Origin of the sequence: Massilia sp. UMI-21 (genome assembly GCA_015277795.1) — a bacterium.
Taxonomy (GTDB): Bacteria; Pseudomonadota; Gammaproteobacteria; order Burkholderiales; family Burkholderiaceae_D; genus Telluria.
Window position 1 is genome coordinate 2,854,325 of sequence record CP063848.1, and the last position, 24,333, is coordinate 2,878,657.

Sequence of the window (24,333 nt, forward strand, 5' to 3'; positions counted from 1 at the left end):
TTCTCCTGTTAGCGCAACTGAATGCTGGTAGTTCGACCACTGCCGGGCGCCAAAGCATCGGTGGCCTGTTGGCCTTCGATGATCAGAGCCGGCATGAACGATGCGGCGTGGTGCGGCCGGTCATGGATGATGTATTTGCAGTGATGTCCGGGCTGTAGAAGCTGGCCGAAGCGAAAGAGCGTACTGGCCGGAGCTACCGGAATCAGGTGTACTTTTGCGACGCGCATACTGTCCTGGAGGACAGCAACCGCTTGACGGGCAATCGCGGTAAACTGCTCGAGATCGTCAGGATGGCCAATGCACGCGTTATTCGGAGCTGTGGCACGCAAACGGATCCAGGGAACGGTGTTCTGGCGCACCGCCTCCTGCAGGTGCGAAGGAAGCGCCTGCTCATCCAGCGAAGCGGTCAACTCAATCGAGAGCAATGCTTCCGTCGAGCCGACACGGCTCTCCCCCTCCAAATAGAATTCGCCTGCTGGCTTGGGCCTCACAGCGCTATCCCAACCCCACGTACCACGATGACGGTGATACTGGAACACCTCGACCTTCCTGGCCTCGCCGACCATCCGGCCTGTCAGCAACAGCAGGGGCATCGAGTGCAGCGGGAAGACGGACAGTACCTCGGCGTAATCGTCCTGCTCGCGGTGAGCGATAAGTTCTCGCATGAACGCGTCCAGTTCCAGCGCATGCTCATGCAGTAAATGCCGCCAGAAATCCGGCTGAGTGCGATCATCTCGCTGCGTGCGCCTTAATGGATAACGGACTGACGGCAGGGAAGCAAGACCACGTTCCAACATGGCTTGGCGAATGTCTCGTTCCGAGGCCTGTGACCACACGCCTGCGACATTGGCCAATATCGCCATCGCCTTCGAGCGCGGGTACGTCAGGCAATCAAGAGACCGCCGGACCATATCCACGTGTTCCCGGCGCATCTCGCGTAGCAGCGAAACCGAAAATCCATCCGGATCGATCCGGTCGATCAGGCGATGGTGCTCATCGCACATGAGCATGACGTTCTCCGGGTCGTCCGATAAACGGTACGAATCGGTATTGCAGCCACGCGGCCCATCTGGATCAGCTGCGACAATATGGGCCAAATACCCGACAGCGGCAGATGCTGTCGTCAACGATGTTCTGCCCAGGTCCATCCCACATCCACGGAACATACATCGTCCGGCAGCATCATGCCAGACCCGTCGGCTGCCGGGGGCAGAAAGTGGCTTACCTCGCCCAATGTCGAACATTGCTGCCCGTGCCTTCAGCCAGTGCTTGATGTCGGCCTCGTCTGCACTGAATGCTGCGTGACTCCAGCCAGCCTCAGGCTTGATTGCGTCTCGCAAGACGGCTTCGGACAGTTCCAGCCGGCGCAAACGCCCTGCCCGTGCAATAAGTTGAAGTGTTTTCTTGGAGTCTCCCTCTGGGTCTGCCGGATACAGCTCGAAGGGGGAGCCGTCGCTATAAAACGCACACCGGTGCTTCGCATACACCATCGTAACAACGTGCTGTTCCCTATGGCTGCGCTTCAGCCATTCATTTGCATCGCTATCGCTAAGCATTCTCGCCGTCACACTCGACGGCCGACTTGGTTCGGCGGCAACAGTCGTGTTCGTAAAATTGTTCTGGAAAGAGGGAGTTGCTAACCTCATCATTTCTCCAACGCATTTAGCGGACGTGTGATGCTTAACAAAAAACCCTCCGAAATCCCTACGCCAAGCGTACCTCTGTCTTGCCATTTTGAAACTAGCAAACCGCTACGCAGGAAGGGACTCAGCACGCGGAAGTGCCATATCTAGTGCCGCAATTTGCAACGACACTAGATCTAGTACGTATTGATTATGCGCTACTTTAACTTAATTTCTACCGGAGACAAAGAAAAACTGTATGGTTGTACAGTTTAAAGACACGACGCAGTGCTGCCTTTCGTTCAGCCTTGTGACTGGCGGACGGCGACGGCGCGGTGGGTGTGGACCGAGAACGGCCGGGAAGGCTGCATCCATGTAGAGAACGACGCGAGCCCTGCGTTGGTCTGAGATGAAAGGCCGCGGGGTCGCGGAGGTCCTTTGGCGGCTACGAGACTTATCGTCCCTACGCTGCTTCTCGTGCGGCCTCTATTTCGCCGTACTGAAGACCCTGAAACTGGAAATGAGCTTCGCACCGCAGCTAAGCCTGTCGCCGTCGAAGGCGAGTTGCTTGCCGTTGATGAGGTGATGAGGCGATCCAGTCGCAATCGTACATTCGCTGTGTCCAGGGATCGGGCAACTGCAGGCGTCTCCCACGCACGCTACCGGTACGCCGTGGATCTTGAAGTGGGTGGCACTGCTGCTGACTACCTTACCGCCGTGTGAGGTGGCGTCGCCTAACCGGATAACGTTGCGCATTCATTGTTCTCTCTGTTGCGTGGCTCGTGCTTCGTCGTTCCCCAAGACTTCACCAACCGTTGGCGATCTGTAGTTCTCGGGATCGATCGAGGGCTTGACTTGGTGCTTGAACACGTTCCAGTGCTCCTGGGCCTTGCGCCGTTGCACGGTCGGCGGGCTGATGAAGACAATGGTGGCCCCGGTCGGGTCACGCAAGTTGATGGCGGCCGACGGTCCACCGTCGATGTAACTGCCCATGACGCCGATCGCCATCTGCATGAAGAAGCTTGCCGCCCCCGTGTTGCCCAGTCTTCTGTCCGTGTTGATGAACTGGGCAGTCTTGCCGGTGTCGATTTCCGGTCCGCCCTGCGCCGCGTACTGATGCAATACGCCTTCCATCGCCACCAGGTGGTCGACGATGTTGTCGAAGGCGGCGATAATCCTCGCCGGTCCTTTCGCGCGCTCATCGTCCGACAGGGTTTGCAAGGCCTTGTGCCAGCCGTTTTCCAGCAGCTTCTGGCGAGCGTCGCGCCGCGACACTGGCTGGCCGTGCTCATCCTCAAACTTGACGAAAACCGGGCGGTGGATGAAGCCCAGCGACGGCAGGTTGTCGAACGCCTTCATTTGCTCGCGGTTCCACGGAAGCGGAAACCATGGCGTGGGCTTCCAGTCCTTCGGGGGATGGTTGGCCCAGCGCTTGAATGCGTCGAGCAGCGGACTGCCGTCCTTTTTTTCGAAGACCGGGCGCGTGGCGAAGGCTGCCGCCGCTTGTAGCCATTCCGATATCAATGGTTGGCGGTCGTCGTTGAACTTCTCGACATCGTCCGGTTTCTCGGGCCTAGGGACGTCCCCCTGAAGTTTGAAGTACATACGTCGCAGATTCTCTTGCAGGTAGGCGCTGTCCGGATCGTCCCACACGTAGGGCCGCAGCGGCTCCACCCGCTCGCGCCGCGCCAGCACGAACACGGCGGTCGCATCCGGCCGCTCGGGAATGTAGTAGCCGTCCTTGATTAGCGTCGGGGTGCCAGGGGGGCGAGTGCTGTCGCGCGAATCCATGTCATCGTTAGACAGCAAGACAACGTAGGGCAGATCGGGGTATTTGTCGAAGAGCGCGAATGCCTGCTCCAGCAGCTGGTCCGGACGTTCGCTAAGCTGCCAGGGTCCGGTCACGAACAGGTGCCAAGCCATGCCCGTGCCTATAGCGCTGGCAGCCAATCCCGCCATTGGCTCGATTTCGCTTGGCTGCTGAGCCGGGTTGTCAATCGGGCCGCCTGCATACATGCTCGGGACACCCCAGAACATCGGAGACGGTTCGACGCCGTTCTCCAGCGCGTCCAATGCGCGGCTCCCCGAATTGCCCATTTTTTCGGTATCTGCCCACTCATACTTCTTCGGGTCGCTTTCCCGAATGCTGGTGTACGGACTCCCTTGTTGAAGTGCATCCCACAACTTGCCCTGCCGGTACTTCTCGTAGGTGACCCCCAAGCCCAGCACCTCGAGCACATATTCGCGGCTAGCCTTCTCGGTGCGCGCGGCAGCTTCCTGCTCCTTTAGCTGCTGCGTCTTTTGGTGCCAGTCATGCTCGCGCGCGTTCGCGGCGAATGAGTCCTTGATCCATTTGCCTCCGAATAGGACAACGATTAGCAGCAAGGGCACGCCGAACCAGCGTATTCTGTCCATCGTCGTCTCCACCTCAACATTAGCAAGCTCCGGATGCAGCACGAAGTAATCAAACGCAACCCACAGTACAAATAGAAACGGAAACATTACCACTGCGCCAAAGACGTACTTCCAAGCTTTCGGTCGTCTAAGTTCCCCTGGATCCGGGAGCGCGTAGCTGTTCATGCTTGTCCCTTCCGGGGAATCGCCTGGCCCACGCGCATGCCCGTGGTCGTTTCCGAAACCACTATCTCCCACAACCCGCCCGTCAGGACCGGCAGACATTTCGGAAGCGTGCCGTCGCTGTAGTAGTCGACGTTGCCCTTGATGATCTGCAGGCGCCAGTCGGACTCGCATTCGTAGTAAGCGCCATATTTCGCCATGAACTTGTCCCAGGTGAGGACTCCTATGCGGCCTTTGTCATATTTTGTCTTTGCTGGCTTCTTCAGCCGCCAGTCCGCCACGGCGCACAGATAGGCATGGAACTGCGGATGACTGGACGCCTTGCCACTGCCGATTGCGACGTCATAAGCGGTCACATTGCGGTGGTTCGCCGGGCTGTCGTAAATCGCGCTATGGAATGACTTCTCGCCCAGCTCGTGCTGCCAACGCTTGCGCGCGGCGTTGGGACTTTCCATCACATATGCCACCACGGTACCGTCCTTCCTGCGGCTGGCACTGAGAATGGTGTAGCTGTTATCCGGACTAGCGTCATTTGGATGCTTCGCTTCGTTGTAGACTGCTTGCATCCGTTGGCACTCCAGCTTCGATAACCTTCCAGGCTTGGTATCAACGCATGCAGCGGCCACGGCGGGCGACAGCTCTTCCAGGTTGGTGTCCATGCCGCCGGTCGCGGTAACGGCGATGGCGGCGGTTATCGGATCGACTTCCTCGCTCGGCCCCCTCTTGTTCAACGGAGCCTGGGCCAGACGCGAGCTGGCCGGAATCATGTCCGGTGCTATCTGGTTGCCCCGCAGGTCGGCCTTGTACGGTGGATGCAGCGGCTCGCCGTTGATCCGGCGGATACCCCACCTCTGCGCCTCGGGTTTGTCTGTCTGGTTGATTGGCCACGTGGCGACCGGGAGCTTTTCGCGCAAACTCCGCGCGCTCGCTGCGACGTGTGCATGGCCGTCTTCGTCCTTGACGCATAGCGCGAAATCGTGCGGTGATTGTCCTATCAGTACCGGAACGGTTTTCCCGGTGTGTGGATCAAGCCGAAGTTTCGCAGTAAACACCCTTTGAAAGAAGCTGGTCCCAATTTCGTCCATAGGCTTGCGGGTCACGATTGTGTGCCGGGGCTGATAGCCGGCCTTGCTCACCGCGTAGCCGGATTGAACCTGCGGCTTCAATGAGACGGTGTGGAGATAGTCGGGCACCCCCTGCCAACCGATGCCGCGCATGTTATCCAGGGCGACCGTCATGTCTTCGGGGCAGAAGTAGAGGTACACCTTCCCGCGGTTGTCACGGTCCCCTTCAGGTTGCCAGCAACTGGCAACCATGCCACCGTTGTCACTCTCGTTGATCTTCGAAAAGGCTGGAGCGCCCGCCTTGGATTTCGCCACGCCGGCCACGATGTTCACCAGCGTCTGCAGCCTGGCGTGCATGCTCTGGCGACCATCGAGCAACTCATAGTCGGCCTCAGTCATCGCCGCATCCTTCCCGCCACGGAAGAAGGTCAAGCCCTTCATCATGAGGCTCATTTCCTCTTCCAGACTGTAAGGCGGATGGGTCAGGATCAAGGTGTCGGCCGTACGTTCGCCTCGCTCCATCAGAAGAGCTTGCGCGAGAAGGCTCAGCAGGCAGCCTTGACTGTGTGCGACGATGCTGACCGTGTCCTTCAGCTCGAACTTGCGGATCATGCTGATCAGGGCTGCAAGGCGCATTGCGGCCAGTACCATGTACATGCGCCCTGGCCCGGTCTTGATTGGCCTGAGCGCGTCCCCTACCGGGTCGCCGGCGGCGTAGACGCCGCGGTTCCACATGTCCGGCAAGGTCGCGGTCGCGTTGCCGAATGGGCCGCCTCCCTTGGTCAGGTCCTTGTCGAGACGGGTACCGTAGCGGTCAGTCTTCTGGCCGTTGACAGTCCTTGTCTCGAGGTGAAGTTCCCTGTAGCCCCAGTAAAACGGGATCACTGGGCTATCGGTGTCCGGTGTCGGTTTGCGCTTGAAGAATACGTCGTCGGGATCTTGTTCCAGTTTCTGCTTGTCCGTCTTGGTCGGGAGCCTGTATTCAGCGGGCTTGAAGTAGCGGAACAGTCGGTCTTGCAGGCCGGCGCAGATGCCCTTCTCCGCCGCGCTGTAGCCCATGCCAACATCGTTGACGCCATGAACAAGGATGATGTTGCCGGGCAGTTCACGCGGTACTTCAATCACTTTGTCCCTGACGCGGCTGCACTGGAGAACAGCGCTCTCGCGTTTGACGACATACTCGATCTTCGGATAGGGCTTCTCCGCCATGTCTTCTCCTGGAGGGCTACTTGTCGCTACCGCCACGCAGCAAACCAATGTCGGCCAGGTGCATCGCTTCACGCGCAATCAGTTCGGACTTGCCATCGGCGCCGCTACGCGCCTTCATACTCGACCCGTCACTCAGCGATATATCCATGCTCGTGTCCCGGACGATTCCGCCCATGACCGGCTCGCCGTCTTCCACCCGGGTTGAAGACGGATAGCGCAGCTCGAACTTCTGGTCCGCTCCTTCGCTGTTGAAGGTCGGACGCAGAGGCGTCATCGTTTCCGGTCCATCGTAGAGGTAGTCCGGTGCATGGAACTGGATGGGATGCTTGCTGCCGATGACAAACACACCATCACCCATCCGAATGAAGGAGCCGTCGCCCACCACCAGGTGCAGTGCCTTCGCCGAGACGGTTACCACCCCGTCGCTGGCGGTCAGCTGCATGTTCTTGCCCGAGTCGATACTGGTGTCATCGTGCTGGCTCTGGATGACCAGCTTGCCGTTATGGGCGATTGCGTTCAGCCCGCCGTGCTGTGCGAAGAGCGATATGCCCTTGCCGGCATTCACGGTGAAGCGCTGGCCAGCTGCTAGCTGCACGTGCTGCTGCGCGACCGTGTCGATGTTCCTCGCCGAGTAGCTGACGATCGCCTTGGAGCTGGCAAAGCCGATGCCCGCCGGCGACGTCACGCCGATCACCGGCTCGCGCGGCGCAGGCGCGTTCGGCGCGGTGTTGCTGCTGTCTTCCCAGTTCTTGAAGCGTGCCAGCAGTTCGTCCTGTTCCTTGGCGTCAGCCTGCAGGCCGTTGTGTTCGGCCGCATAGCTCCCGAGAGACGCGAAAAGCTCGCCGCACTCGCGCATCATGCCGAGGAACTCGCCCCGTTCCAATTGGCCGCCCTTGGAAGTTGCGGCGCCCAACAGCTTCCAGGCGCTCAGGAAGATCCCACGCGCAGCGTGCAAGGCGATCGCTTCACTGGTGCGCAGCTCGGCCCCCTCGCCCCTCGGTGCGGCCTGGCCGTCCTGCCGCAACTCGGTGAGGAAACCGAGATTCAGCTCAGTCGTCGCGTGGTCGCTCGCGAGCTGGGCGCTGATTTCTCGTGGCGTGTCGTCGAACCGTAACTGGTTTCCGCGGTGGCCGTGCACTTCACGGCTGCGCAGGCCCGATTGATACCGTGTGGCGGGCAGTGCAGCTTCGTGCCGAAACGCCGGGGGAGGCGCAACGGCGTTGTAAAGCTGGCCAACGATGATGGGTTTGTCCGGGTCGCCCCCCGCCCAGTCGACCAGTACCTCGGTGCCGACCGGCGGCAACAATCTGGCCCCGCATTGCGTGCCGCTACCGGGACCGTTGCCGGCCCAATTCGAGGCCACGCGGACCCACGCCGAGTCACGGTCGGAACCGGAAGCGCCGGCGCCACCTGCATGGGTATGGTCCTGCGGCCTTGCGGCTGGAAAGCGCACCTTCACCCGACCCATGTCGTCGCACCATACGTCCTCGCCGGGCGGGCCAACCACGATGGCGGTTTGAATTTGAGGACGCCTCAGGACGCGACGCGGCGGAACGATGCGCACTCCCCGCCGGACGCAGGAAAAGCGCGTCTTGTAGCCGGATCGCTCCCCGCTGCCTGCTGCCGGAGTGCCGTCGTCGGCCTGCTTCCAGCCATTCCGGTTGAACAGGCGCTCGACTCGGGCGCTAATGTCGACCGGCAGGTTGTTGTGAGCCACTATTCGCTGCTCAGTGATGACAAATTCCCGTTCTTTCTGCGGATGCATGTCGATCTCCGGATGCCCCGCGAGACAGAACCACTCACCGACAGCCAGATCACGCACACCTCCTTCGCCGTGAAAGGACTTCGAGACGTACTCGAAGCGCGCCATCTGGACGTCGCCTAGCGCGGTCAAATCCAGCGCCGTGTCGCCCAGGTGTGGCGCCGCGACATAGTACTCTTCGATGCCTGCCGCCAATCGGTTGCCAAGCTCGCCCTGATCCGCCCGGGACTGGGATTGCGCCGTTGTGATTGGCGTCGCGGCGGGACTCCTGTAATCGGGGCTGTACACAGAGAATCTGCCGGGCTGCAGATTGCGCTCGGCACTCCAGTCTGTGATGGCGTCACGCTCTTCGGTCGCGGCATCCCGGTGGAAGCGCACGCTCCCCGCTTCGTTCTGGCGAAGGCAAGCTGGGTCGTCGAAGAGCACAAGAGTGTGTCCGATCGCACTCTTTGGTTGACTGCCGGCGGCGACCTCCCGTTCGGGAAGCCCGGGGCGAAAGAACCAGGCGATTCCGCGCCGCTGCATCAGGCGCCGAAGGAACACTGCATCCGATTCGTTGTGCTGCATGGTGAATTCGCGCTGCGGCAGCCTTCCGTTCAATAGGCTCGCATGGATGTCGAGGTCGAACGTGGCCGCAAGAAGCGGATTGTTGGAACGCCACTCCGCGATGAGGGTCTCGACGATGTCCAGCTCGCTCATGTTTCGGAATATTCGCGTATTCACGCGGTTTTCCATCACTGACAGCGCGTCGCGCATGACCAGCTGATAGGTTGCCAGTCCACCGTCGCTCTGGCCTGACAAGGCGCCGGTAACGATGCCGCACAGGCGACGCAACTGCCCTCTGTCTGTGACGATTTGCAGCTCCGCAGGCATCCCGATGAAGTTCTTGAGAGCGAGGGATGCACTCTCGGCGAGGCACAGGATCCGAAACTCGAAGCCGCCACATATTGCTTCGTGACCGGTGATTTTCTGGGCTAGCAGCTGTCCATCCGGCTTGTCGCCAGCATGATCCAGCATGAGCCGGATCGGCCTGTTCTGTGTCGAAAGGAGATACTGGGCCAGGTCGGCAATTCGCGCGGTGTCAAACTCTGCCATATGTTGTTTCCCTTTACGGGGTTCCCGTCCATTTACTGACAGGAAAGGGATTATGTTTATTCTTCTACTAAGGAAATACTGCCAACTTCGCTCTACGGTTCGTAAGCACGAAAGCAGGATTATTAGTGTGGCAATGCCCCTGTATGCTGTGGCGCCGCAAGTTGCATGGGAAACGGGGTCTCGGGCACCTCAAGGTATCGAGTCCCAGGCCAGACGGTGGCGACAGTTAGTACCGTCGAGCCATCGGAAGTCCAACTGGAGGACATCCTGAACTGACTTATCTGGTAGTAGTATCCGTCAAGCAACCATACACGCATTGCTCAGCCGCAGTTAGGGACAGGAGCTAGGACAGATAGTGCTACCTACGAACAACACTGGATAGCAGCGGACGCCGAATCATTCGCCAGGGCGAGCGATATGATTAGCTAAGAACTCCCCGCCACAAACTAGCCAATACTCACCACTTTCAACAAGTACGCACCGAACTTGCCAGAGCAGCGGCCCTTCTCTCAGCTACCGTTAGAAATTGGTCTTTGCTACACTACTAGTCAGCAATAATGGACTGCCGGTCGAGCTAGTCGCTTTTTAACCTTGGTAAGGAGGTTCTGGTTTGCGAGTGCCCGACATCGAATTGACCGAGCGCGAGACCGCGCTCTTGAACCAAATCAGGTTCCGCTATTCATCGCATGATGAGCTCCGCGCGTCCCTTATGCCGATGGCCGGCCTGACGGAGTCTTTATTGGAACGCGGAGCCATTCCCGAGGTGCGGCTTTTATATTTCACCGATCCCGAGCGAAATCCAGGAGGGCGCGGGAAATCCCGTCAGCAGGTTTTCGAGAATAACGGCACCTCAGGCACTGAAATCTATGCTCATGGGAATTTCCTGAAGTTTCTCGAATATTTCATTTATGGTCCAGCCCTTCCGCCGAATATCGTTGCGAAATTCACGGAGGCCATGTCGTTCTCCGGGTATTTGACCGCTGGGGACATCAATGACCTGGCTCCTGCTGCACGTGCCGCTGTGCGATCAGCTCGGCTTATTCCTCATGAGGCGGCGGAAGAGTTCCACAAGTTAGCGCTTGAGTGCGGCGCAATGCCGTCTAGTGCTGAAAGTATCCGGAAGTCGATCCTGACTGTGCGCTAGCGCCTAGCTTCCAGCGACCTTGCGACCGGGCGAATACTCCTCATGCGCCAGAGCACGTTGTGAGCCCGCCCGCAGCCGGCCAATGTGCGAAATTGCGCCCTACCTGCTCTTGCCAGCCCTGCCAGGCTTTCTTCTGCCGCGCGTATTGGCTTCTTTCGCCCGGCCTTTGCGACCACGACGTCGCTGGATCTCGCCGTAAGCAATGAACCCGGCGGCGATGATGCCGAAGATGACCCCGACCAGTACCGTCAGGCCGACCATCTCGTCGGTAACAACGAAGTTCATGCGGTGCTTCCCCTCAAGCGTAGTGCATTGCCGATCACCGACACCGAGCTTAAGCTCATGGCCAGCGCCGCGATCATCGGCGAAAGGAGTTGCCCGGTAAAGGGATAAAGAAGGCCTGCAGCTAGCGGAATTCCCATGGCGTTGTAAATAAAGGCAAAGCCGAGATTCTGCCTCATGTTGCGTACAGTCTCCAGCGAAAGGAGTCGCGATCGCGCAATCGCACGCAAGTCGCCTTTGATGAGGGTAACGTGAGCGGAGTTGATCGCGACGTCGGTACCAGTACCCATCGCAATCCCGACGTCCGCCTTCGCCAGCGCCGGCGCATCGTTGATGCCATCGCCGGCCATCGCGACAATCTTGCCCTGTTGCTGCAGCCGTTCGACCAGGGCCAGCTTGTCCTGCGGTTTGACCTCGCCGTAGACGTCCGAAATGCCGAGCTTTGCAGCGACCGCCTTTGCCGTGGTGACGCCATCGCCGGTCGCCATCACCACGGTCATGCCAGCGTCGCGCAGGGTTGCCAGGGCTTCCGGCGTCGTCTCCTTGACGGGGTCCGACACTGCGATCAGGCCCACGAGCTTTCCTTGTAGTGCCAGGTACATCACGCTTGCACCGACATGTCGAAGCTCTTCCGCGGCCTTTTGTAGCGGCGTCCAGTCAACCTTCTCAATGTCCATGAGCGCGGTGTTGCCCAATGCAACCCACTCACCCTGCACGGTCCCGCGGACACCGATCCCGCTGGACGATTCGAAGTTCTCAGGCTTGTGCAGCGGCAGATTCCGCCTGCGTGCCTCAGCGACGATGGCATGTGCCAGCGGATGCTCGCTACCCTGGTCGATGCTGGCGGCGATCCGAAGCACATCCTCTTCCTGGAATCCGGATGCGGCGATCGCGCGGTCGAACGCAGGCTTTCCTTCTGTGAGCGTACCGGTCTTGTCGACAATGATCGTGTCGACCTTTCGCATTGCTTCGATTGCCGCAGCGTCGCGGAACAGCACGCCCTGGGTGGCCGCGCGGCCTGTCGCGGCCATGATCGACATCGGCGTCGCCAGTCCCAATGCACAGGGACAGGCGATGATCAGGACCGCGACGGCATTCACGAACCCATAGACCCAGCTGGGTTCCGGCCCGAACAGGCCCCACCCCAGCAGGGTGAGGAGCGCGACGACGACGACGACCGTGACAAAATAGCCGGCGACCACGTCAGCCAGGCGCTGCATGGGCGCCCGCGAACGCTGCGCCTGCGCGACCATCTGCACGATCTGCGACAACATGGTCTGCGACCCCACGCGCTCGGAACGGATGACGAGACTGCCGCTCGTATTGATGGTCGCGCCGATCACCTTGTCGCCCGGCCGCTTTGTCACCGGCAGCGGTTCGCCGGTGAGCATGGCTTCGTCCACTGCGCTTTCGCCCTCCAGGACCACCCCATCAACCGGTACCTTCTCGCCAGGCCTGACCCGCAGCGAGTCGCCGATGTGGACGTGCGAAAGTTCGACGTCTTCTTCGGTTCCGTCCGCACGAATCCGCCTGGCCGTTTTCGGCGTCAGGCCGAGCAAGGATTTGATCGCCGCCGAAGTTTGCGAACGTGCGCGCAACTCAAGGATCTGGCCGAGCAGGGTCAGCGAAATGATGACGGCGGCGGCCTCGTAGTACACGCCAATGCGGCCATGCATCGCAAAGCTCGGCGGAAACAGGCCTGGAAACAGAGTCGCGACCACGCTGTAGCCGTACGCTGCGGCGACCCCGATACTGATCAGGGTCCACATGTTGGGACTGCGATTCTTGAGCGACTGCGCCCCACGGACGAAGAAGGGCCAGCCGGCCCACAGGACGACAGGCGTGCTGAGAGCGAGCTCAATCCAGCTCTGGTATGCAAGCCCTCCGCTGAAGATCCGGTGCCCTGCCATCGCCAGGACGGTGACAACGATGGTCAGCGGCAGCGTCCACCGGAAGCGACGGCGGAAGTCCACCAACTCCGGATTCTCTTCCTCCTCCAGCGATGGCAGCATCGGCTCCAGCGACATTCCGCAAATCGGGCAGTTGCCTGGCGTGGATTGCTGGATTTCCGGATGCATCGGGCAGGTGTAAATCGTCCCCGGCGGCGCCTCCGGCATGGCGGCAGAGGCAGCTTTCTCTGTATAGCTGGTGGGATTGGCGCGAAACTTGTCCATGCATTTCACGCTGCAGAAGTGATAGGGAGTTCCTTCGTGCTCGATGCGTCGATCCGGCCGGTCTGCAACGCTCATCCCGCATACCGGATCGGTATAGGGCTTATCCGACGAAGTGGACGGATAATGCTGGGATCCACCGGGCATACCTTCGCCAGAGTTGGCGTTGCCGGCATGATGCTCATGCGAGTGGTGACATTCCTGATTCTTATGCTGGTGACCGGCGTGATCATGCATTTCATTTTTCATGGCAGCTCCAGTAAAAAGCGACTGAGGTTCTCGCGCGGCCCACTTGTCGCAAGCGGTGCGCGGCCTGTTATGCCTATCCGTTTTCCTTGGCGTGATTCAGCGAATACCGTGGAATCTCGACCGTAAGATCCGCCTCCGCGACAATCGCCTGGCACGACAGACGGGACAAGTGCTCCACGCCCCAAGCCCGGTCAAGCATGTCTTCCTCATTGTCGCTGGCTTGCGCGAGAGATGGGAAACCCTCCCGTACGATGACGTGACATGTCGTGCAGGCACCAACCTTGCCGCAGGCATGCTCGATGTCGATGTCGTTTTCGAGCAGCGCATCGCAAATGCTGGTGCCGGGAGTGGCTTCGATCGACGCCCCGGATGGTACGCAATCCGGATGCGGCAGTACGGTAATTCTAGGCATGTGCCAACTCCTTCCCGGCACTTGGGCTTCGGTATCGGCAGAAGAGACAGCGCGAGGTCGCTGTCGCCGTCTCCGAACCGGACACCGCGCTCGTTACCTGTTTCGACCCCACCGGATCGTGCAGGCCTGTGCTGGACATTGCTGTTACGCGATCGGCGGAACGGTGGGCCTCGCGGCCAATGGACTCATACATAAGACGCCTCCGGAAAGTGGACCATTCCACTGTAAACCTTCCAATGATGGAAAGGTCAAGCGAATTTTCCGCTGAACGAAGCGCAGGTTGGGGTGCACACCATCCAGGTTGAAACGGCTTTGCAGCCGCTTCAACCCTTTCCTCGGTCAGAACTCATTGTCCTTCCGTTTGTCGCCTGTCATCGGCACAAAACCACAGTCTGAGTAGCGCTTGCACAGCATCTCGCGCATATCGTTGATTCCGTTCTTCTGAACGACCACGATGTTTTCGCAGTAACGCCGTAAACCGTCATGGTTCAGGTCGCTCTTCACTGTACAGTGCAGGCTCGGTGCAAGCGCACCCAGGTGGTGGTTACTGAACGATCTCAGGAAGACCTGGTTGAACTGTGCCCCAGCCGGCGTCGCCTCGAGCATGGCGATCATTCGTCTTCCATCGGCCGTGAGCTGCGGCTGATATTGGATGCCGTACCACTCCCTCAGGAAGCGCTGGGCACGGCCAATCTCTTCGCGCTGCTCCCGGTTGCCCATGCGCGCCATCGACTTGATCTCGTCATCGCTCGCCTTGGGCGGTGTCGCATTGAAGCCAGGGGTCGGCGATGTCCCTTCCTGGGGAGCGACGACCTGCGCGTCCCGGGTCAGGTCCGTGCCGGCCGCCAGCTCCGTCATCCGCAGGGCGGAGTAATGGTGATTAATAATAAAGACGAGGTAGTTCTTTTCGAACTGAGCGGTCGCTCCCCTGCCTGGCCCCTCGGCATGCGCCACGCCCATGCCGGGCACGAGCAGGCTCAAGCCCAGTGCGAGACTACGGCCGAGCACACGAATGTTGCCGACACCGGAAGAACTAGTAATCTGCTTGGTTGCGGTTTCCATGTTTGCTCCTTTGAATGATTGAGAACAACTCATTTGGACGACGTGAAGGCAGCGCATCGCCGGCGCCGTAAAGAGCAGGCTGCGACTCCTGCCCCCACTAGGAACATCGCGTATGACGATGGTTCCGGCACTGCAAGGACAACATTGTTCGAAGTCGCCCAGTAGACATTTCCTTGTTCGCCAATCGTGCTCAGCGAGACCTCGGTCAAAGGCGCGGTCGACAGGAATCCGAGGAACGAGGTTGGCGACGATCCATCGAGCGTATAGCTCGCGATACTTGATCCATCCATTGCCGTGAGCTCGATCGTGCGCCCGGGTACATAGCTGCCATAGGCATCGGTCGCAAAGAAGCTGCCGCCAAAGCCGAACACCCCAGGTGAAAACGCGTTGAAGCGCACGACATCCGCGGCAAGCGTCGGCGCCAGATAGACGTCGCCTTCATTCATCACTGGGAAAAAGCCGCCGCCTGCTGGCCCCGCATTGATCCGATACCCGTGTGCACCTGCGGTACGCGAGAGCTGGGCTTCCAGTGCGGAGGCTGGAAGGTCGTCAAAGCGATCGGTCCCGGTCGCCGACACTGCCGAAAGGAACGACGCCTCGCTGGTGAAGATAGTGATGTCAGCACGTGCTGGCATCACGACTGATAATAGAAGCGCTGCCAGCAGAGCCGGCTTAGGCAATGCGTTATTGCTTTTCATGTTCTACCTCATTGCTCAGTTGTTGATGCGAACGCCACCGTGCCCGCGCGGATACGCGCGGACCTGCAGCTTCGTAATTAAGCTGAAACACCTTGCGGCCCTGCACCGCTTGGATAACTGCGACGCGAGGGCGAGACACAAGGATGGAACGGCCTGCTGAGCTAAAAACGCGGAGGCGGATCGACGACGGGAGGAATGAAACTGGAAAAGTCAGTCGGCAAGGAATGCGACCGTTCGGGAGAACTAGAAGGTGCGCTCAGCGGCGCGAATGATGGAATCGGGGCGTAGGGGACGACGAAGTTCGAATAGCAGAGCGACTTCGATTTGCAACAGCTTCCGTCGCTACTTTCTGCCGTGCCGGAGCGCATGTCCGGGCAATCATCTTTCTCAGCCTGGGAATCGAACTGCACTACCTGCAATTCCGCCTTCAAGTTGTGGCATGTGACAGCCGCGGTCGCATACCCATGGTACCCGACCATCAGACACAGCAAACACCAGGCGATTTTGCGGAAGATGGCAGTCATGCAAAAACTGTAGCATCAGCCTCGATGTACCGTTGTACGATACAGATCGGCAAACCATTTCTATGGAAATGCGTGAGGAAGCGAGCATTGCGGCGCCGCTGCGCATGCTCGCGGCGCCATGCCTGCAGCAGCTTACTTGCTTGACGCCTTGTGCTTCGCCAGCCACTGGTCGAGCTTCTTGATTTCCTTGGTCTGATCCGAAATGACCTTCTTGGCCATTGCCTGCATCTGCGGATCCTTGCCATTCTTGAGCTGAGCCTTTGCCATGTCGATGCCGGCCTGGTGGTGCGAACGCATCATCATTGCGAAGTCATGATCGTGATCGCCGGTCATCTGCATGCTCGACATTTTCTGGTGCATGGCCTCCATCGACTGCATCATTTCGTGACCAGCCATGTCATGGTGCTGCCCCGCCTGGCCCGACGCGGCGCCGTGTTGCGCATGTTGCCCTGACTGCGCAAAGGAATTTGCGGACACACCAAAGACAAGTGCACATGCACCGGCCATGAGAGCGATACGGGTTTGTACTGTCTTCATGCTCGTCTCCTTGAACTAATTGATCAGTGTGCGGCGCCGGCAAACGAACGCGGCACGTCCAGTGGGATTCTGGAAGGAGTCCGATGACACATGCTGTGCGCTAACGCACCCTGTCTGTACATCTCTGCAAGTTGGCCATGCCCGGCCCCCTCGACACGTCATTTCGCCGCTATTCCACGCCTGTGTTTAGTCAGCCTTAAGCCTGCGCCCGGCCAAAATTGTCGTGCTATACTCACGGCATCTATGAACCGCTCGATCAAGACATTTCTGGTTTGGCTACTGTTGGCCGTGCTTCCGCTGCACGCGGTTGCGGCTAGCCGTATGTCGTGCGGACCGGTTCACCCGCAGTCCAGCCAGAACCTGATCGATGTTGGCTCACAATCCCACGAGCACATGGCCGATGCGCACGCCCATCACGGCGGCGAGCATGCAAGCCAGCCGGATGACACCTTGGCCGATGCCGATTCGGCAGACTCCAAGGCCGGAAAAAAGCCACACTCCACCTGCAGCGCCTGTTCCGCGTTCTGCCTGGGCGCCGTTGCGCCACCCTCCACCCATCTCGCGGTCCCGGCTTTCGATGGCTCCAATGCCGTTATCGTCGCGCCTGCGGCCTTCGCCGTAGGCTTCATCCAGGACGGCCCCCAGCGCCCTCCCCGGCACCAATCCGCTTAATCGTAGGAAGAGCTGACCCGCTGTCCTCCAGCGCTGTCGTCATCGCTCTTGAGCACTCGCGCGTGCCTGTGCACGCCCTGTCACCGATTTCGAGGATTGACCATGACCTCCAAGCTTTTGGCCGCCGTTGTCGGCGCCCTGCTGGCCCTGCCGATCTACGCGCAGGCCCAGCAATCCCGTCCGTCGGCAGACCCTGCCGACCCCACTGTGGCCGTGCCGCCGACCGTATACGAATCGGTCATCGCCAGACCTTCGCCGGGTCCGCAAGACGTCCAGACGACGCCTGACAAATCCTGGCGTGCCGCAAACGATGCGGTCGCCGGCGTGCCGGGCCACGCCGGACATGGTGCGCCTGCCAGTGAGCAGAACCACAACGGTCATGGTGCAGCGCCGGCTCCGACAACGCCCGTGGCGCCTGGAAAACCGGCCAATCCTGTGCCTGTCGACCACAGCAAACACCATTAAGCCGAACACATAATGACAACAAAGCTTTCTATTCCCACACTGCGCGCCGTCGCGGCAGGCGCCATGCTCGTCGCGTTGAGCGGTTGCGCCACGATTTCCAAGGACGGCGGCCTGGACGCAGTCTCATCCTTGACCGCTGAACGCACCGGCCAGGACGTCCGCCTGCCCAAGACAAATGCCGATGGCGCGGCCATCCAGGACGAACTGAACCAGCTGCTGAAACAGCCGCTTTCCGCCGACAGCGCCGTCCGCATCGCCCTGCTCAACAACCGCGGCCTGCGGGCCTCGCTCGCCGAACTGGGTGTCGCCGAGGCCGACCTGGTGCAAGCGGGCCGCATGGCCAACCCTGGCTTCAGCTTCAGCCGCATGTCCGGTGGCGGCGAGACGGAGATCGAACGCAGCGTCATGTTCGATCTCGTCGGACTCGTGACCATCCCGATCCGTCGCGATATCGAGTCGCGCCGCTTCGAGAGTGCCAAGCTGGTCGCGGCAACCGAAGCGGTCCGGCTCGCGGCAGACACGCGCAAGGCCTACTTCAATGCCGTCGCGGCAGTGCAGTCGGCGCACTATGCGGCGCAAGTGCGTGAAGCGGCCGGCGCGAGTGCCGAACTGGCGCAGCGCATGGCAAAGGTCGGGAACCTGAGCGCCCTCGACCAGGCGCGCGAACAGGCATTCTCGAGCGAAGCCTCGACCCAGCTGGCACGTGCACGACACAGTGCGACGGCCGCGCGCGAGCAGCTTGCCCGGCTGATGGGTGTGTGGGGAGAAAACACGGCATTCCAGCTTCCGGACAAGCTGCCCGAGCTGCCGGCGGTTCCGCGAGAGGCAGGCAATATCGAGTCGCTCGCGATGCAGCAGCGCCTCGATGTGCGCCTGGCAAAGCTCGGCACCGAGTCGACTGCGCGCGCATTGGGCCTGACGAAGGCAACCGGCGTCATCAACGTCCTCGACGCGGGATACGTCAACTCGAGCAAGTCCGGCGCACCCCGGGAAAACGGATACGAGATCGAACTCGCCCTGCCGATCTTCGACTGGGGAGGCGCACGTGTGGCGAAGGCCGAGGCGCTCTACATGCAATCGGTGCACCGCACGGCCGACACCGCCATCAATGCCCGCTCGCAGGTCCGCGAAGCGTACTCCGCCTACCGGACCACCTACGACGTCGCCAGGCAGCATCGGGACGAGCTGGTACCACTGCGGAAGAAAATCTCCGAAGAGAGCCTGCTTCGCTACAACGGCATGCTCATGAGCGTGTTCGAATTGCTGGCCGACGCACGCGCACAGATCGCGGGCGTGAATGCGGCCATCGACGCGCAGCGCGAATTCTGGATCGCCGAAACGGATCTGCAGGCCGCCATCAGCGGCAGCGGCGGTTCGTCGATCTCCATGGCTTCAACCGCCGCGCCCGCCGAAGGTGCGGCGGAACACTAAACAAGGAATGAATCAGCAATGAGTTCTCGTCGAGATTTCTTCACTGGCGCAGCCGCCCTGGTCGGCGCCGGACTGGTGAGCCGCGCCGGCGCGGCCACCCTCCCCGAAGCCCCGATCATGACCAGCGCGGCCACCCAGCCGCCGCCACCGCCGCCGAACGGCCGGCCGTACAATCCGGTCGTCACCCTGAACGGCTGGTCGCTGCCCTGGCGCATGAACAACGGCGTCAAGGAGTTCCACCTGATCGCCGAACCGGTGGTGCGCGAGATCGCGCCTGGCATGAAGGCGAACCTGTGGGGCTACAACGGCCAGAGCCCGGGGCCGACCATCGAGGTGGTGGAAGGCGACCGGGTGCGCATCTTCGTCACCAACAAACTGCCGGAGCACACCAGCATCCATTGGCACGGCCAGCGCCTGCCGAACGGCATGGACGGCGTCACGGGTCTGAACCAGCCGGGCATCCAGCCGGGTAAGACCTTCGTCTACGAGTTCGTCGCTCGCCGCCCGGGTACCTTCATGTACCACCCGCATGCCGACGAGATGGTGCAGATGGCGATGGGCATGATGGGCTTCTGGGTCACCCACCCGAAGAACCCGGCCCATCACAAGGTCGACCGCGATTTCGTGTTCCTGCTGAACGCCTACGACATCGAGCCGGGCAGCTACACGCCGCGCGTCAACGAGATGCTCGACTTTAACATCTGGACCTTCAACAGCCGCGCCTTCCCGGGCATCGACACGATGAACGTACGCCAGGGCGACCGTGTGCGCATCCGCGCCGGCAACCTGACGATGACGAACCACCCGATCCACCTGCACGGGCACGAATTCGAGGTGACCGGCACCGACGGCGGCTGGACCCGGCCGGAGTCGCGTTGGCCAGAAGTCACCACCGACGTCGCCGTGGGCCAGATGCGCGCCATCGAGTTCATCGCGGACGAGCCTGGCGACTGGGCCTTCCACTGCCACAAGTCGCACCACACCATGAATGCGATGGGCCACGACGTCCCGACCCTGATCGGCGTCGACCACCGTGGGGTCGCCGAGAAGATCACGAAGCTCGTGCCCGATTACATGGTCATGGGCGAGAAAGGCGGCTCGATGGGCGACATGGAGATGCCGCTCCCGGAAAATACCCTGCCGATGATGACCGGCCAGGGCCCTTTCGGCGGCGTCGAGATGGGCGGCATGTTCACCGTGCTGAAGGTACGCAAGGACCAGAAGCCGGGCGACTACAAGGATCCGGGCTGGTACAAGCATCCGGCCGGCACCGTTGCCTACGAATGGAAGGGCGAGGCCCCGGCAGCAGTGCGCAGCCAGAGCGCCGGCGGTCAGGCGATGCCGGCTGCGAAGAAGACACCCGATGTGGAAGTCACCGTGCGCAAGCCGACGGGCCACAAGGGCCATCACTAATCGTAACGGGAAAGGACGAACTCATGATCCGACGACTAGCAAGCAAAACAGCACTCGCCGCCGCCTTGTGCGCTCCGGTGCTCGCAATGGCGGCCGCACCGGTCATCGACGTCTTCAAGAGCGCCTCGTGCGGGTGCTGCACCGCCTGGGTGGAGCACCTGAAATCGAATGGCTTCAAGACCAGGGTGGTCAACGTCGACAACCCTTCGGACTACCGCGAACGCGGTGGAATCCCGAACGAACTCGGCTCCTGCCATACCGGAATGGTGGGCGGCTACGCCATCGAGGGCCACATTCCGGCGAGCGACATCAAGCGCCTGCTTGCCGAGAAGCCCAAAGCGAAAGGACTGGCCGTTCCGGCGATGCCGCTCGGCTCACCGGGCATGGAAGGCCCGCGCAAGGATCCGTTCGACGTCCTGCTGGTACAGGTCAACGGCAGCACCAAAGTATTCAAGCACTACAACTGAACGCTATTTCTTCACCAACGAAAGGAATGAACATGAACGCATTTTCGAAACTGACTCTTGCTATCACCCTGGCCGCCGCAGCTTCCGTTGCCGCCGCCCAGAACGGCGCCCACAGCGGCCATGGCGCTCATGACGCACATGCTGGCCATGCGGCACCGGCGACGGCCGAACTCACCGAAGGCGAAGTCAAGAAGATCGACAAGGAGGCAGGCAAGATCACGCTGCGCCATGGCGAACTGAAGAACCTGAACATGTCCGCCATGACGATGGTGTTCCGCGTCAAGGATCCGGCCATGCTTGACCAGGTGAAGGCGGGCGACAAGGTCAAGTTCGCAGCCGACCGCGTCAACGGTGCAGTCACGATCGTCCAGCTCCAGGCTGCCAAGTAAGCAGCATCCGCGAACCAGGGCTCGATACGCCTGATCGCGTTTTTCGAGCCTTCCAGGAGATAGCATGAAAACCAAATCCTTCTTTGCAGCGGCAGTAGCAGTTCTCGGACTGGTGGCCACTTCCGCGGCATCCGCTCACGCCAAACTCGAGTCTTCTGCGCCACTGGCCAATGCAGTGGTGAGTCCGGCGCCTTCGCAGGTTCGCCTCCAGTTCAGCGAGCAGCTTGAGCTGCCGTTCAGCAAGGTCAAACTGATCGACGAGAAAGGTGCCGTCGTCGAGCCAAGCAAGACCGCCCTGGACGATGCCAATCCCAAGGTGTTGGTGGCGACGGTTCCGACCCTGCATTCCGGGGCCTGGCGTGTCCAATGGTCCACCGTCACCCGGGACGGCCACAAGGTCAAAGGCCAGTTCGACTTTCGGGTAAAGTGACATGGAGTCCGACCTCACACTGGCTCAACGCTTCGTCACGGTCGTCCTGAACCTGTCGCTGGCCATCCTTGTCGGCGCCAGCGCAGCCCATGTCTGGCTGCGCAGCGCACGGTCGGCATGGGGAATCGGCCTGGTCCCGCGCTTGCGCAAGGTCTTGGTCTTCGCCGTCGCGGCGGCAGCGATGGCGTATGTCGCAGTGCTGTGGCTCGAAGCGGCATCGATGGCGGAGGTACCGGTAAGCGAGGCCTTCCCTGCAGTGCGGTCCGTTATCACCGCCACTCATTACGGCCTCGCCTGGATGATCGGCGCAGCAGCGCTGCTGGTCGTCTCCTTCACCCTTCGCACACGCAATGGTGTCCGGCCGAGTGCTGCAGCGCCGCTCATCCGTGCAGCGGCGCTCGGCGTACTGCTATATGCCCGCAGTATGGTGAGCCACGCCGGCGCCGCAGGTGATTTCACCTGGTCTGTGCTGGTCGACTGGGTCCATCTTGTCCTAGTCAGCCTTTGGGTAGGCGAAGTCATCGTCGCCGGCCTGGTCACGCTGCGCTCCCCGCCTGAATGGGAGTCGAAGAACCGGGGCGAATGCGCCCGCTTCATCACATCGCTGTCGACATCGGCCACTGTCGCCCTGGTCGGCATCTTCATCACGGGTGTCCTGAGCGCCTGGCGCGGGCTGGGAAGCTTCGAGAACGTCCTCGGCAATCCATACGGAACGACCCTGCTCATCAAGGTCGGACTGGTGCTGTGCGCAGCCGCGCTGGGTGGCCTGAACCGGTTCGTCGTGATGCCGAAGCTGCTGGCACAACTGCGCAAACCGAAGCCGGAAGGCGGGGCCAATGGGAAGTTCGCCCTGATCCTTCAGCTCGAAGCTGTCATCCTGGTGGCCGTGCTCATCGCAGCTGCCGTCCTGAGTTCCACCTCACCGCCAACGGCGTCGTGAGCACTTCTTCGTCCAAGGGATAATAATGAAAAGCAAAACCATTCCGGCTCTCGTCCTGAGCGCCCTCCTCATTGCGGTTTCTTCGGCAAGCCAGGCGGCGTCACCGAAAGAGACGCTCGCATCCTTCCATGAAGCCCTCACCAGCGGCGACAAGGCGAAGGCGCTCAGCCTGCTTTCCCCGGAGATTGCGATCTACGAATCAGGCTACGTCGAGCGATCCCGAGATGAATACGCCAGCCATCATCTAGGCGGCGACATGGAATTTGCCAAGAACTCGACCCGGAAAGTGCTGAAGCAGACCGAGCGCATCGATGGGAATACCGCTGTCGTGTGGGAAGAATCCGAAACCACGGGTACGTCTCGGGGAAAACCGGTGCACGTTTTTGGAACCGGCACGGCAGTCCTTGAAAAAAAAGGCGATTCCTGGTCCATCGTTCACGTGCACTGGTCTTCCAAGAAAGCGAAGTGATCACCGCAGGGCTGTGCAAACACAGCTCGCGGTGCGAGGAACATGGTACCTGCGAGCAGATCGGAATGTCCGCATGCAGCGCGGCGGACATCCATCCTCCGGTCAAAGTCTGTTGATCTGCTGGTCGATTGCCTTTTGCGCATGCTCGTTTCGCTCGCTGTACCGGTCGGTCAGGTAATCGGTCCGGCCACGCATCAACAGCGTGATCTTGAATAGCTCTTCCATCACATCGACGATGCGGTCGTAATAAGCCGATGGGCGCATGCGTCCTTCGTCGTCGAACTCCTTGTACGCCATCGGCACCGAAGACTGGTTCGGGATCGTGAACATGCGCATCCAGCGTCCCAGCAGGCGCAGGGTATTCACGACATTGAACGACTGCGACCCGCCGCACACCTGCATCACCGCCAGGGTACGTCCCTGGCTGGGGCGTACCGCCCCCATTTCCAGCGGAATCCAGTCGATCTGGTTTTTCATCACGGCCGTAATCGCACCGTGACGTTCGGGGCTGCACCACACCTGGCCTTCCGACCACATGCACAACTCGCGCAGCTCGACCACCTTCGGATGTGTCTCAGGCACGCTTCCCACCATCGGCAGTTCCATCGGATCGAAAATCTTCACCTCGGCGCCGAAGTGTTCCAGGATCCGGGCGGCCTCGTAGGTGAGGAAGCGGCTGAACGAGCGCTCGCGCAAGGAGCCATACAGCATGAGAATGCGCGGCGGATGGCTCATGTCGCCGACCTGCGCGAGCTTCTCCAGCGTCGGCTGGTCCAGCAACTCCGGCTTGATGTTGGGGAGATTCGGGATCTTGTTCATTTGATTCGCTTTCCTTCGGCGTTCACAACTGGCTCGCCGTCTTCTTTCGTGAATGCGCCCTGCTGCTGGGCAGGAAAAATGTCGAGCACGGCTTCCGACGGCCGGCACAGCCGCACGCCGAGCGGCGTAACGACGAACGGGCGATTGATCAGGATCGGATGGGCGAGCATCGCATCGAGCAGCTGCTCGTCCGTCATGGCCGGATTGTCCAGGCCGAGCTCGAGGAAGGGCGTACCCTTCTCGCGAACTGCGCCCCGCACCGTCACCCCGGCGCGCTGGATCAGGTCGGCCAAGGTCACACGATCAGGCGGATTGTTCAGGTACTCGATCACGGTCGGTTCGATCCCCGCATTGCGGATCAGGCCGAGCGTGTTGCGCGAGGTGCCGCATGCAGGGTTATGGAAAATCGTGACGTCCATGGTGACTCCTT

Annotated in this window: 23 protein-coding genes; 10 read left to right on the forward strand and 13 right to left on the reverse strand. The window is 60.7% G+C overall.

Features of this window, described 5'->3' with window-relative positions; genetic code table 11:
- Positions 1-8: 8 nt before the first annotated feature.
- The 5 genes from IM543_12755 to IM543_12775 all read right to left on the reverse strand — a co-directional run bounded on the left by IM543_12755 (position 9) and on the right by IM543_12775 (position 9,329).
- On the reverse strand, positions 9-1,556 hold the full coding sequence (locus IM543_12755; protein ID QOY92498.1) for an SAVED domain-containing protein: 1,548 nt from the start codon (positions 1,554-1,556) through the stop codon (positions 9-11).
- A 552-nt stretch (positions 1,557-2,108) separates the two neighbouring features.
- Entirely contained in the window at positions 2,109-2,378 is a 270-nt protein-coding gene (locus IM543_12760) for a PAAR domain-containing protein (protein ID QOY92499.1), read from the reverse strand.
- Positions 2,379-4,202 carry a DUF2875 family protein gene (locus IM543_12765; GenBank protein QOY92500.1) on the reverse strand — a complete coding sequence of 608 codons (1,824 nt, stop codon included), beginning with the start codon at positions 4,200-4,202 and terminating at the stop codon, positions 2,379-2,381.
- Positions 4,199-6,472 (reverse strand): DUF3274 domain-containing protein, encoded by a 2,274-nt coding sequence (locus IM543_12770; protein QOY92501.1) that lies wholly within the window; start codon positions 6,470-6,472, stop codon positions 4,199-4,201. The genes IM543_12765 and IM543_12770 overlap by 4 nt, the downstream gene beginning before the upstream one ends.
- A 16-nt stretch (positions 6,473-6,488) precedes the next feature.
- Positions 6,489-9,329, reverse strand: a complete 2,841-nt coding sequence (locus IM543_12775; GenBank protein ID QOY92502.1) for a type VI secretion system tip protein VgrG — start codon at positions 9,327-9,329, stop codon at positions 6,489-6,491.
- Between the two features lie 616 nt (positions 9,330-9,945).
- Here IM543_12775 and IM543_12780 point away from each other — a divergent pair.
- Positions 9,946-10,473, forward strand: coding sequence for a hypothetical protein (locus IM543_12780; GenBank protein QOY92503.1), 528 nt, complete (start codon positions 9,946-9,948; stop codon positions 10,471-10,473).
- A 99-nt stretch (positions 10,474-10,572) separates the two neighbouring features.
- Here IM543_12780 and IM543_12785 read toward each other — a convergent pair whose 3' ends face one another.
- The 6 genes from IM543_12785 to IM543_12810 all read right to left on the reverse strand — a co-directional run bounded on the left by IM543_12785 (position 10,573) and on the right by IM543_12810 (position 16,378).
- On the reverse strand, positions 10,573-10,758 hold the full coding sequence (locus IM543_12785; GenBank protein QOY92504.1) for a hypothetical protein: 186 nt from the start codon (positions 10,756-10,758) through the stop codon (positions 10,573-10,575).
- Positions 10,755-13,163, reverse strand: coding sequence for a heavy metal translocating P-type ATPase (locus tag IM543_12790; protein QOY96661.1), 2,409 nt, complete (start codon positions 13,161-13,163; stop codon positions 10,755-10,757). The genes IM543_12785 and IM543_12790 overlap by 4 nt, the downstream gene beginning before the upstream one ends.
- Positions 13,164-13,248: 85 nt before the next feature.
- The gene (gene fdx, locus IM543_12795) at positions 13,249-13,587 is read right to left on the reverse strand and encodes an ISC system 2Fe-2S type ferredoxin (protein QOY92505.1); all 339 of its coding nucleotides are present in this window, start codon (positions 13,585-13,587) and stop codon (positions 13,249-13,251) included.
- A 339-nt stretch (positions 13,588-13,926) separates the two neighbouring features.
- A complete protein-coding gene (locus tag IM543_12800) occupies positions 13,927-14,649 on the reverse strand; it encodes a DUF305 domain-containing protein (protein ID QOY92506.1) in 723 nt (240 codons plus the stop codon).
- Between the two features lie 29 nt (positions 14,650-14,678).
- Positions 14,679-15,347 (reverse strand): PEP-CTERM sorting domain-containing protein, encoded by a 669-nt coding sequence (locus tag IM543_12805; protein ID QOY92507.1) that lies wholly within the window; start codon positions 15,345-15,347, stop codon positions 14,679-14,681.
- A gap of 656 nt (positions 15,348-16,003) precedes the next feature.
- Positions 16,004-16,378, reverse strand: coding sequence for a DUF305 domain-containing protein (locus tag IM543_12810; protein QOY96662.1), 375 nt, complete (start codon positions 16,376-16,378; stop codon positions 16,004-16,006).
- A 273-nt stretch (positions 16,379-16,651) separates the two neighbouring features.
- Here IM543_12810 and IM543_12815 point away from each other — a divergent pair, with 273 nt between their 5' ends.
- From IM543_12815 to IM543_12855, 9 genes are all read left to right on the forward strand, one after another.
- Positions 16,652-17,080 carry a hypothetical protein gene (locus IM543_12815; GenBank protein QOY92508.1) on the forward strand — a complete coding sequence of 143 codons (429 nt, stop codon included), beginning with the start codon at positions 16,652-16,654 and terminating at the stop codon, positions 17,078-17,080.
- Positions 17,081-17,182: 102 nt separating this feature from the next.
- The gene (locus IM543_12820) at positions 17,183-17,545 is read left to right on the forward strand and encodes a hypothetical protein (GenBank protein ID QOY92509.1); all 363 of its coding nucleotides are present in this window, start codon (positions 17,183-17,185) and stop codon (positions 17,543-17,545) included.
- Between the two features lie 63 nt (positions 17,546-17,608).
- Positions 17,609-18,976: a TolC family protein gene (locus IM543_12825; protein QOY96663.1), complete on the forward strand. Its 1,368-nt coding sequence runs from the start codon at positions 17,609-17,611 to the stop codon at positions 18,974-18,976.
- A gap of 18 nt (positions 18,977-18,994) precedes the next feature.
- Positions 18,995-20,389: a copper oxidase gene (locus IM543_12830; GenBank protein QOY92510.1), complete on the forward strand. Its 1,395-nt coding sequence runs from the start codon at positions 18,995-18,997 to the stop codon at positions 20,387-20,389.
- A 23-nt stretch (positions 20,390-20,412) separates the two neighbouring features.
- Positions 20,413-20,856 carry a DUF411 domain-containing protein gene (locus IM543_12835; protein QOY92511.1) on the forward strand — a complete coding sequence of 148 codons (444 nt, stop codon included), beginning with the start codon at positions 20,413-20,415 and terminating at the stop codon, positions 20,854-20,856.
- Between the two features lie 32 nt (positions 20,857-20,888).
- On the forward strand, positions 20,889-21,245 hold the full coding sequence (locus IM543_12840) for a copper-binding protein (GenBank protein QOY92512.1): 357 nt from the start codon (positions 20,889-20,891) through the stop codon (positions 21,243-21,245).
- Positions 21,246-21,309: 64 nt separating this feature from the next.
- Positions 21,310-21,675 (forward strand): copper homeostasis periplasmic binding protein CopC, encoded by a 366-nt coding sequence (gene copC, locus IM543_12845; protein ID QOY92513.1) that lies wholly within the window; start codon positions 21,310-21,312, stop codon positions 21,673-21,675.
- A 1-nt stretch (position 21,676) separates the two neighbouring features.
- Positions 21,677-22,615, forward strand: coding sequence for a CopD family protein (locus IM543_12850; protein QOY92514.1), 939 nt, complete (start codon positions 21,677-21,679; stop codon positions 22,613-22,615).
- Positions 22,616-22,640: 25 nt separating this feature from the next.
- The gene (locus IM543_12855; protein QOY92515.1) at positions 22,641-23,084 is read left to right on the forward strand and encodes a nuclear transport factor 2 family protein; all 444 of its coding nucleotides are present in this window, start codon (positions 22,641-22,643) and stop codon (positions 23,082-23,084) included.
- Between the two features lie 102 nt (positions 23,085-23,186).
- Here the strand turns inward: IM543_12855 and arsH are convergent, their stop codons facing one another.
- Positions 23,187-23,903 carry an arsenical resistance protein ArsH gene (gene arsH, locus IM543_12860; protein ID QOY92516.1) on the reverse strand — a complete coding sequence of 239 codons (717 nt, stop codon included), beginning with the start codon at positions 23,901-23,903 and terminating at the stop codon, positions 23,187-23,189.
- Complete coding sequence (gene arsC, locus IM543_12865) at positions 23,900-24,322, reverse strand: arsenate reductase (glutaredoxin) (GenBank protein QOY92517.1); 423 nt, start codon at positions 24,320-24,322, stop codon at positions 23,900-23,902. The genes arsH and arsC overlap by 4 nt, the downstream gene beginning before the upstream one ends.
- Between the last annotated feature and the right edge of the window lie 11 nt (positions 24,323-24,333).

What these genes read in the sequence shown, in the direction of transcription:
- IM543_12755 (QOY92498.1), bottom strand. Translation starts at nt 1,556, where the DNA reads ATGCTTAGCGATAGCGATGCAAATGAATGGCTGAAGCGCAGCCATAGG.
- IM543_12760 (QOY92499.1), bottom strand. Translation starts at nt 2,378, where the DNA reads ATGCGCAACGTTATCCGGTTAGGCGACGCCACCTCACACGGCGGTAAG.
- IM543_12765 (QOY92500.1), bottom strand. Translation starts at nt 4,202, where the DNA reads ATGAACAGCTACGCGCTCCCGGATCCAGGGGAACTTAGACGACCGAAA.
- IM543_12770 (QOY92501.1), bottom strand. Translation starts at nt 6,472, where the DNA reads ATGGCGGAGAAGCCCTATCCGAAGATCGAGTATGTCGTCAAACGCGAG.
- IM543_12775 (QOY92502.1), bottom strand. Translation starts at nt 9,329, where the DNA reads ATGGCAGAGTTTGACACCGCGCGAATTGCCGACCTGGCCCAGTATCTC.
- IM543_12785 (QOY92504.1), bottom strand. Translation starts at nt 10,758, where the DNA reads ATGAACTTCGTTGTTACCGACGAGATGGTCGGCCTGACGGTACTGGTC.
- IM543_12790 (QOY96661.1), bottom strand. Translation starts at nt 13,163, where the DNA reads ATGCATGATCACGCCGGTCACCAGCATAAGAATCAGGAATGTCACCAC.
- fdx (QOY92505.1), bottom strand. Translation starts at nt 13,587, where the DNA reads ATGCCTAGAATTACCGTACTGCCGCATCCGGATTGCGTACCATCCGGG.
- IM543_12800 (QOY92506.1), bottom strand. Translation starts at nt 14,649, where the DNA reads ATGGAAACCGCAACCAAGCAGATTACTAGTTCTTCCGGTGTCGGCAAC.
- IM543_12805 (QOY92507.1), bottom strand. Translation starts at nt 15,347, where the DNA reads ATGAAAAGCAATAACGCATTGCCTAAGCCGGCTCTGCTGGCAGCGCTT.
- IM543_12810 (QOY96662.1), bottom strand. Translation starts at nt 16,378, where the DNA reads ATGGCCGGTGCATGTGCACTTGTCTTTGGTGTGTCCGCAAATTCCTTT.
- IM543_12815 (QOY92508.1), top strand. Translation starts at nt 16,652, where the DNA reads ATGAACCGCTCGATCAAGACATTTCTGGTTTGGCTACTGTTGGCCGTG.
- IM543_12820 (QOY92509.1), top strand. Translation starts at nt 17,183, where the DNA reads ATGACCTCCAAGCTTTTGGCCGCCGTTGTCGGCGCCCTGCTGGCCCTG.
- IM543_12825 (QOY96663.1), top strand. Translation starts at nt 17,609, where the DNA reads ATGCTCGTCGCGTTGAGCGGTTGCGCCACGATTTCCAAGGACGGCGGC.
- IM543_12830 (QOY92510.1), top strand. Translation starts at nt 18,995, where the DNA reads ATGAGTTCTCGTCGAGATTTCTTCACTGGCGCAGCCGCCCTGGTCGGC.
- IM543_12835 (QOY92511.1), top strand. Translation starts at nt 20,413, where the DNA reads ATGATCCGACGACTAGCAAGCAAAACAGCACTCGCCGCCGCCTTGTGC.
- IM543_12840 (QOY92512.1), top strand. Translation starts at nt 20,889, where the DNA reads ATGAACGCATTTTCGAAACTGACTCTTGCTATCACCCTGGCCGCCGCA.
- copC (QOY92513.1), top strand. Translation starts at nt 21,310, where the DNA reads ATGAAAACCAAATCCTTCTTTGCAGCGGCAGTAGCAGTTCTCGGACTG.
- IM543_12850 (QOY92514.1), top strand. Translation starts at nt 21,677, where the DNA reads ATGGAGTCCGACCTCACACTGGCTCAACGCTTCGTCACGGTCGTCCTG.
- IM543_12855 (QOY92515.1), top strand. Translation starts at nt 22,641, where the DNA reads ATGAAAAGCAAAACCATTCCGGCTCTCGTCCTGAGCGCCCTCCTCATT.
- arsH (QOY92516.1), bottom strand. Translation starts at nt 23,903, where the DNA reads ATGAACAAGATCCCGAATCTCCCCAACATCAAGCCGGAGTTGCTGGAC.
- arsC (QOY92517.1), bottom strand. Translation starts at nt 24,322, where the DNA reads ATGGACGTCACGATTTTCCATAACCCTGCATGCGGCACCTCGCGCAAC.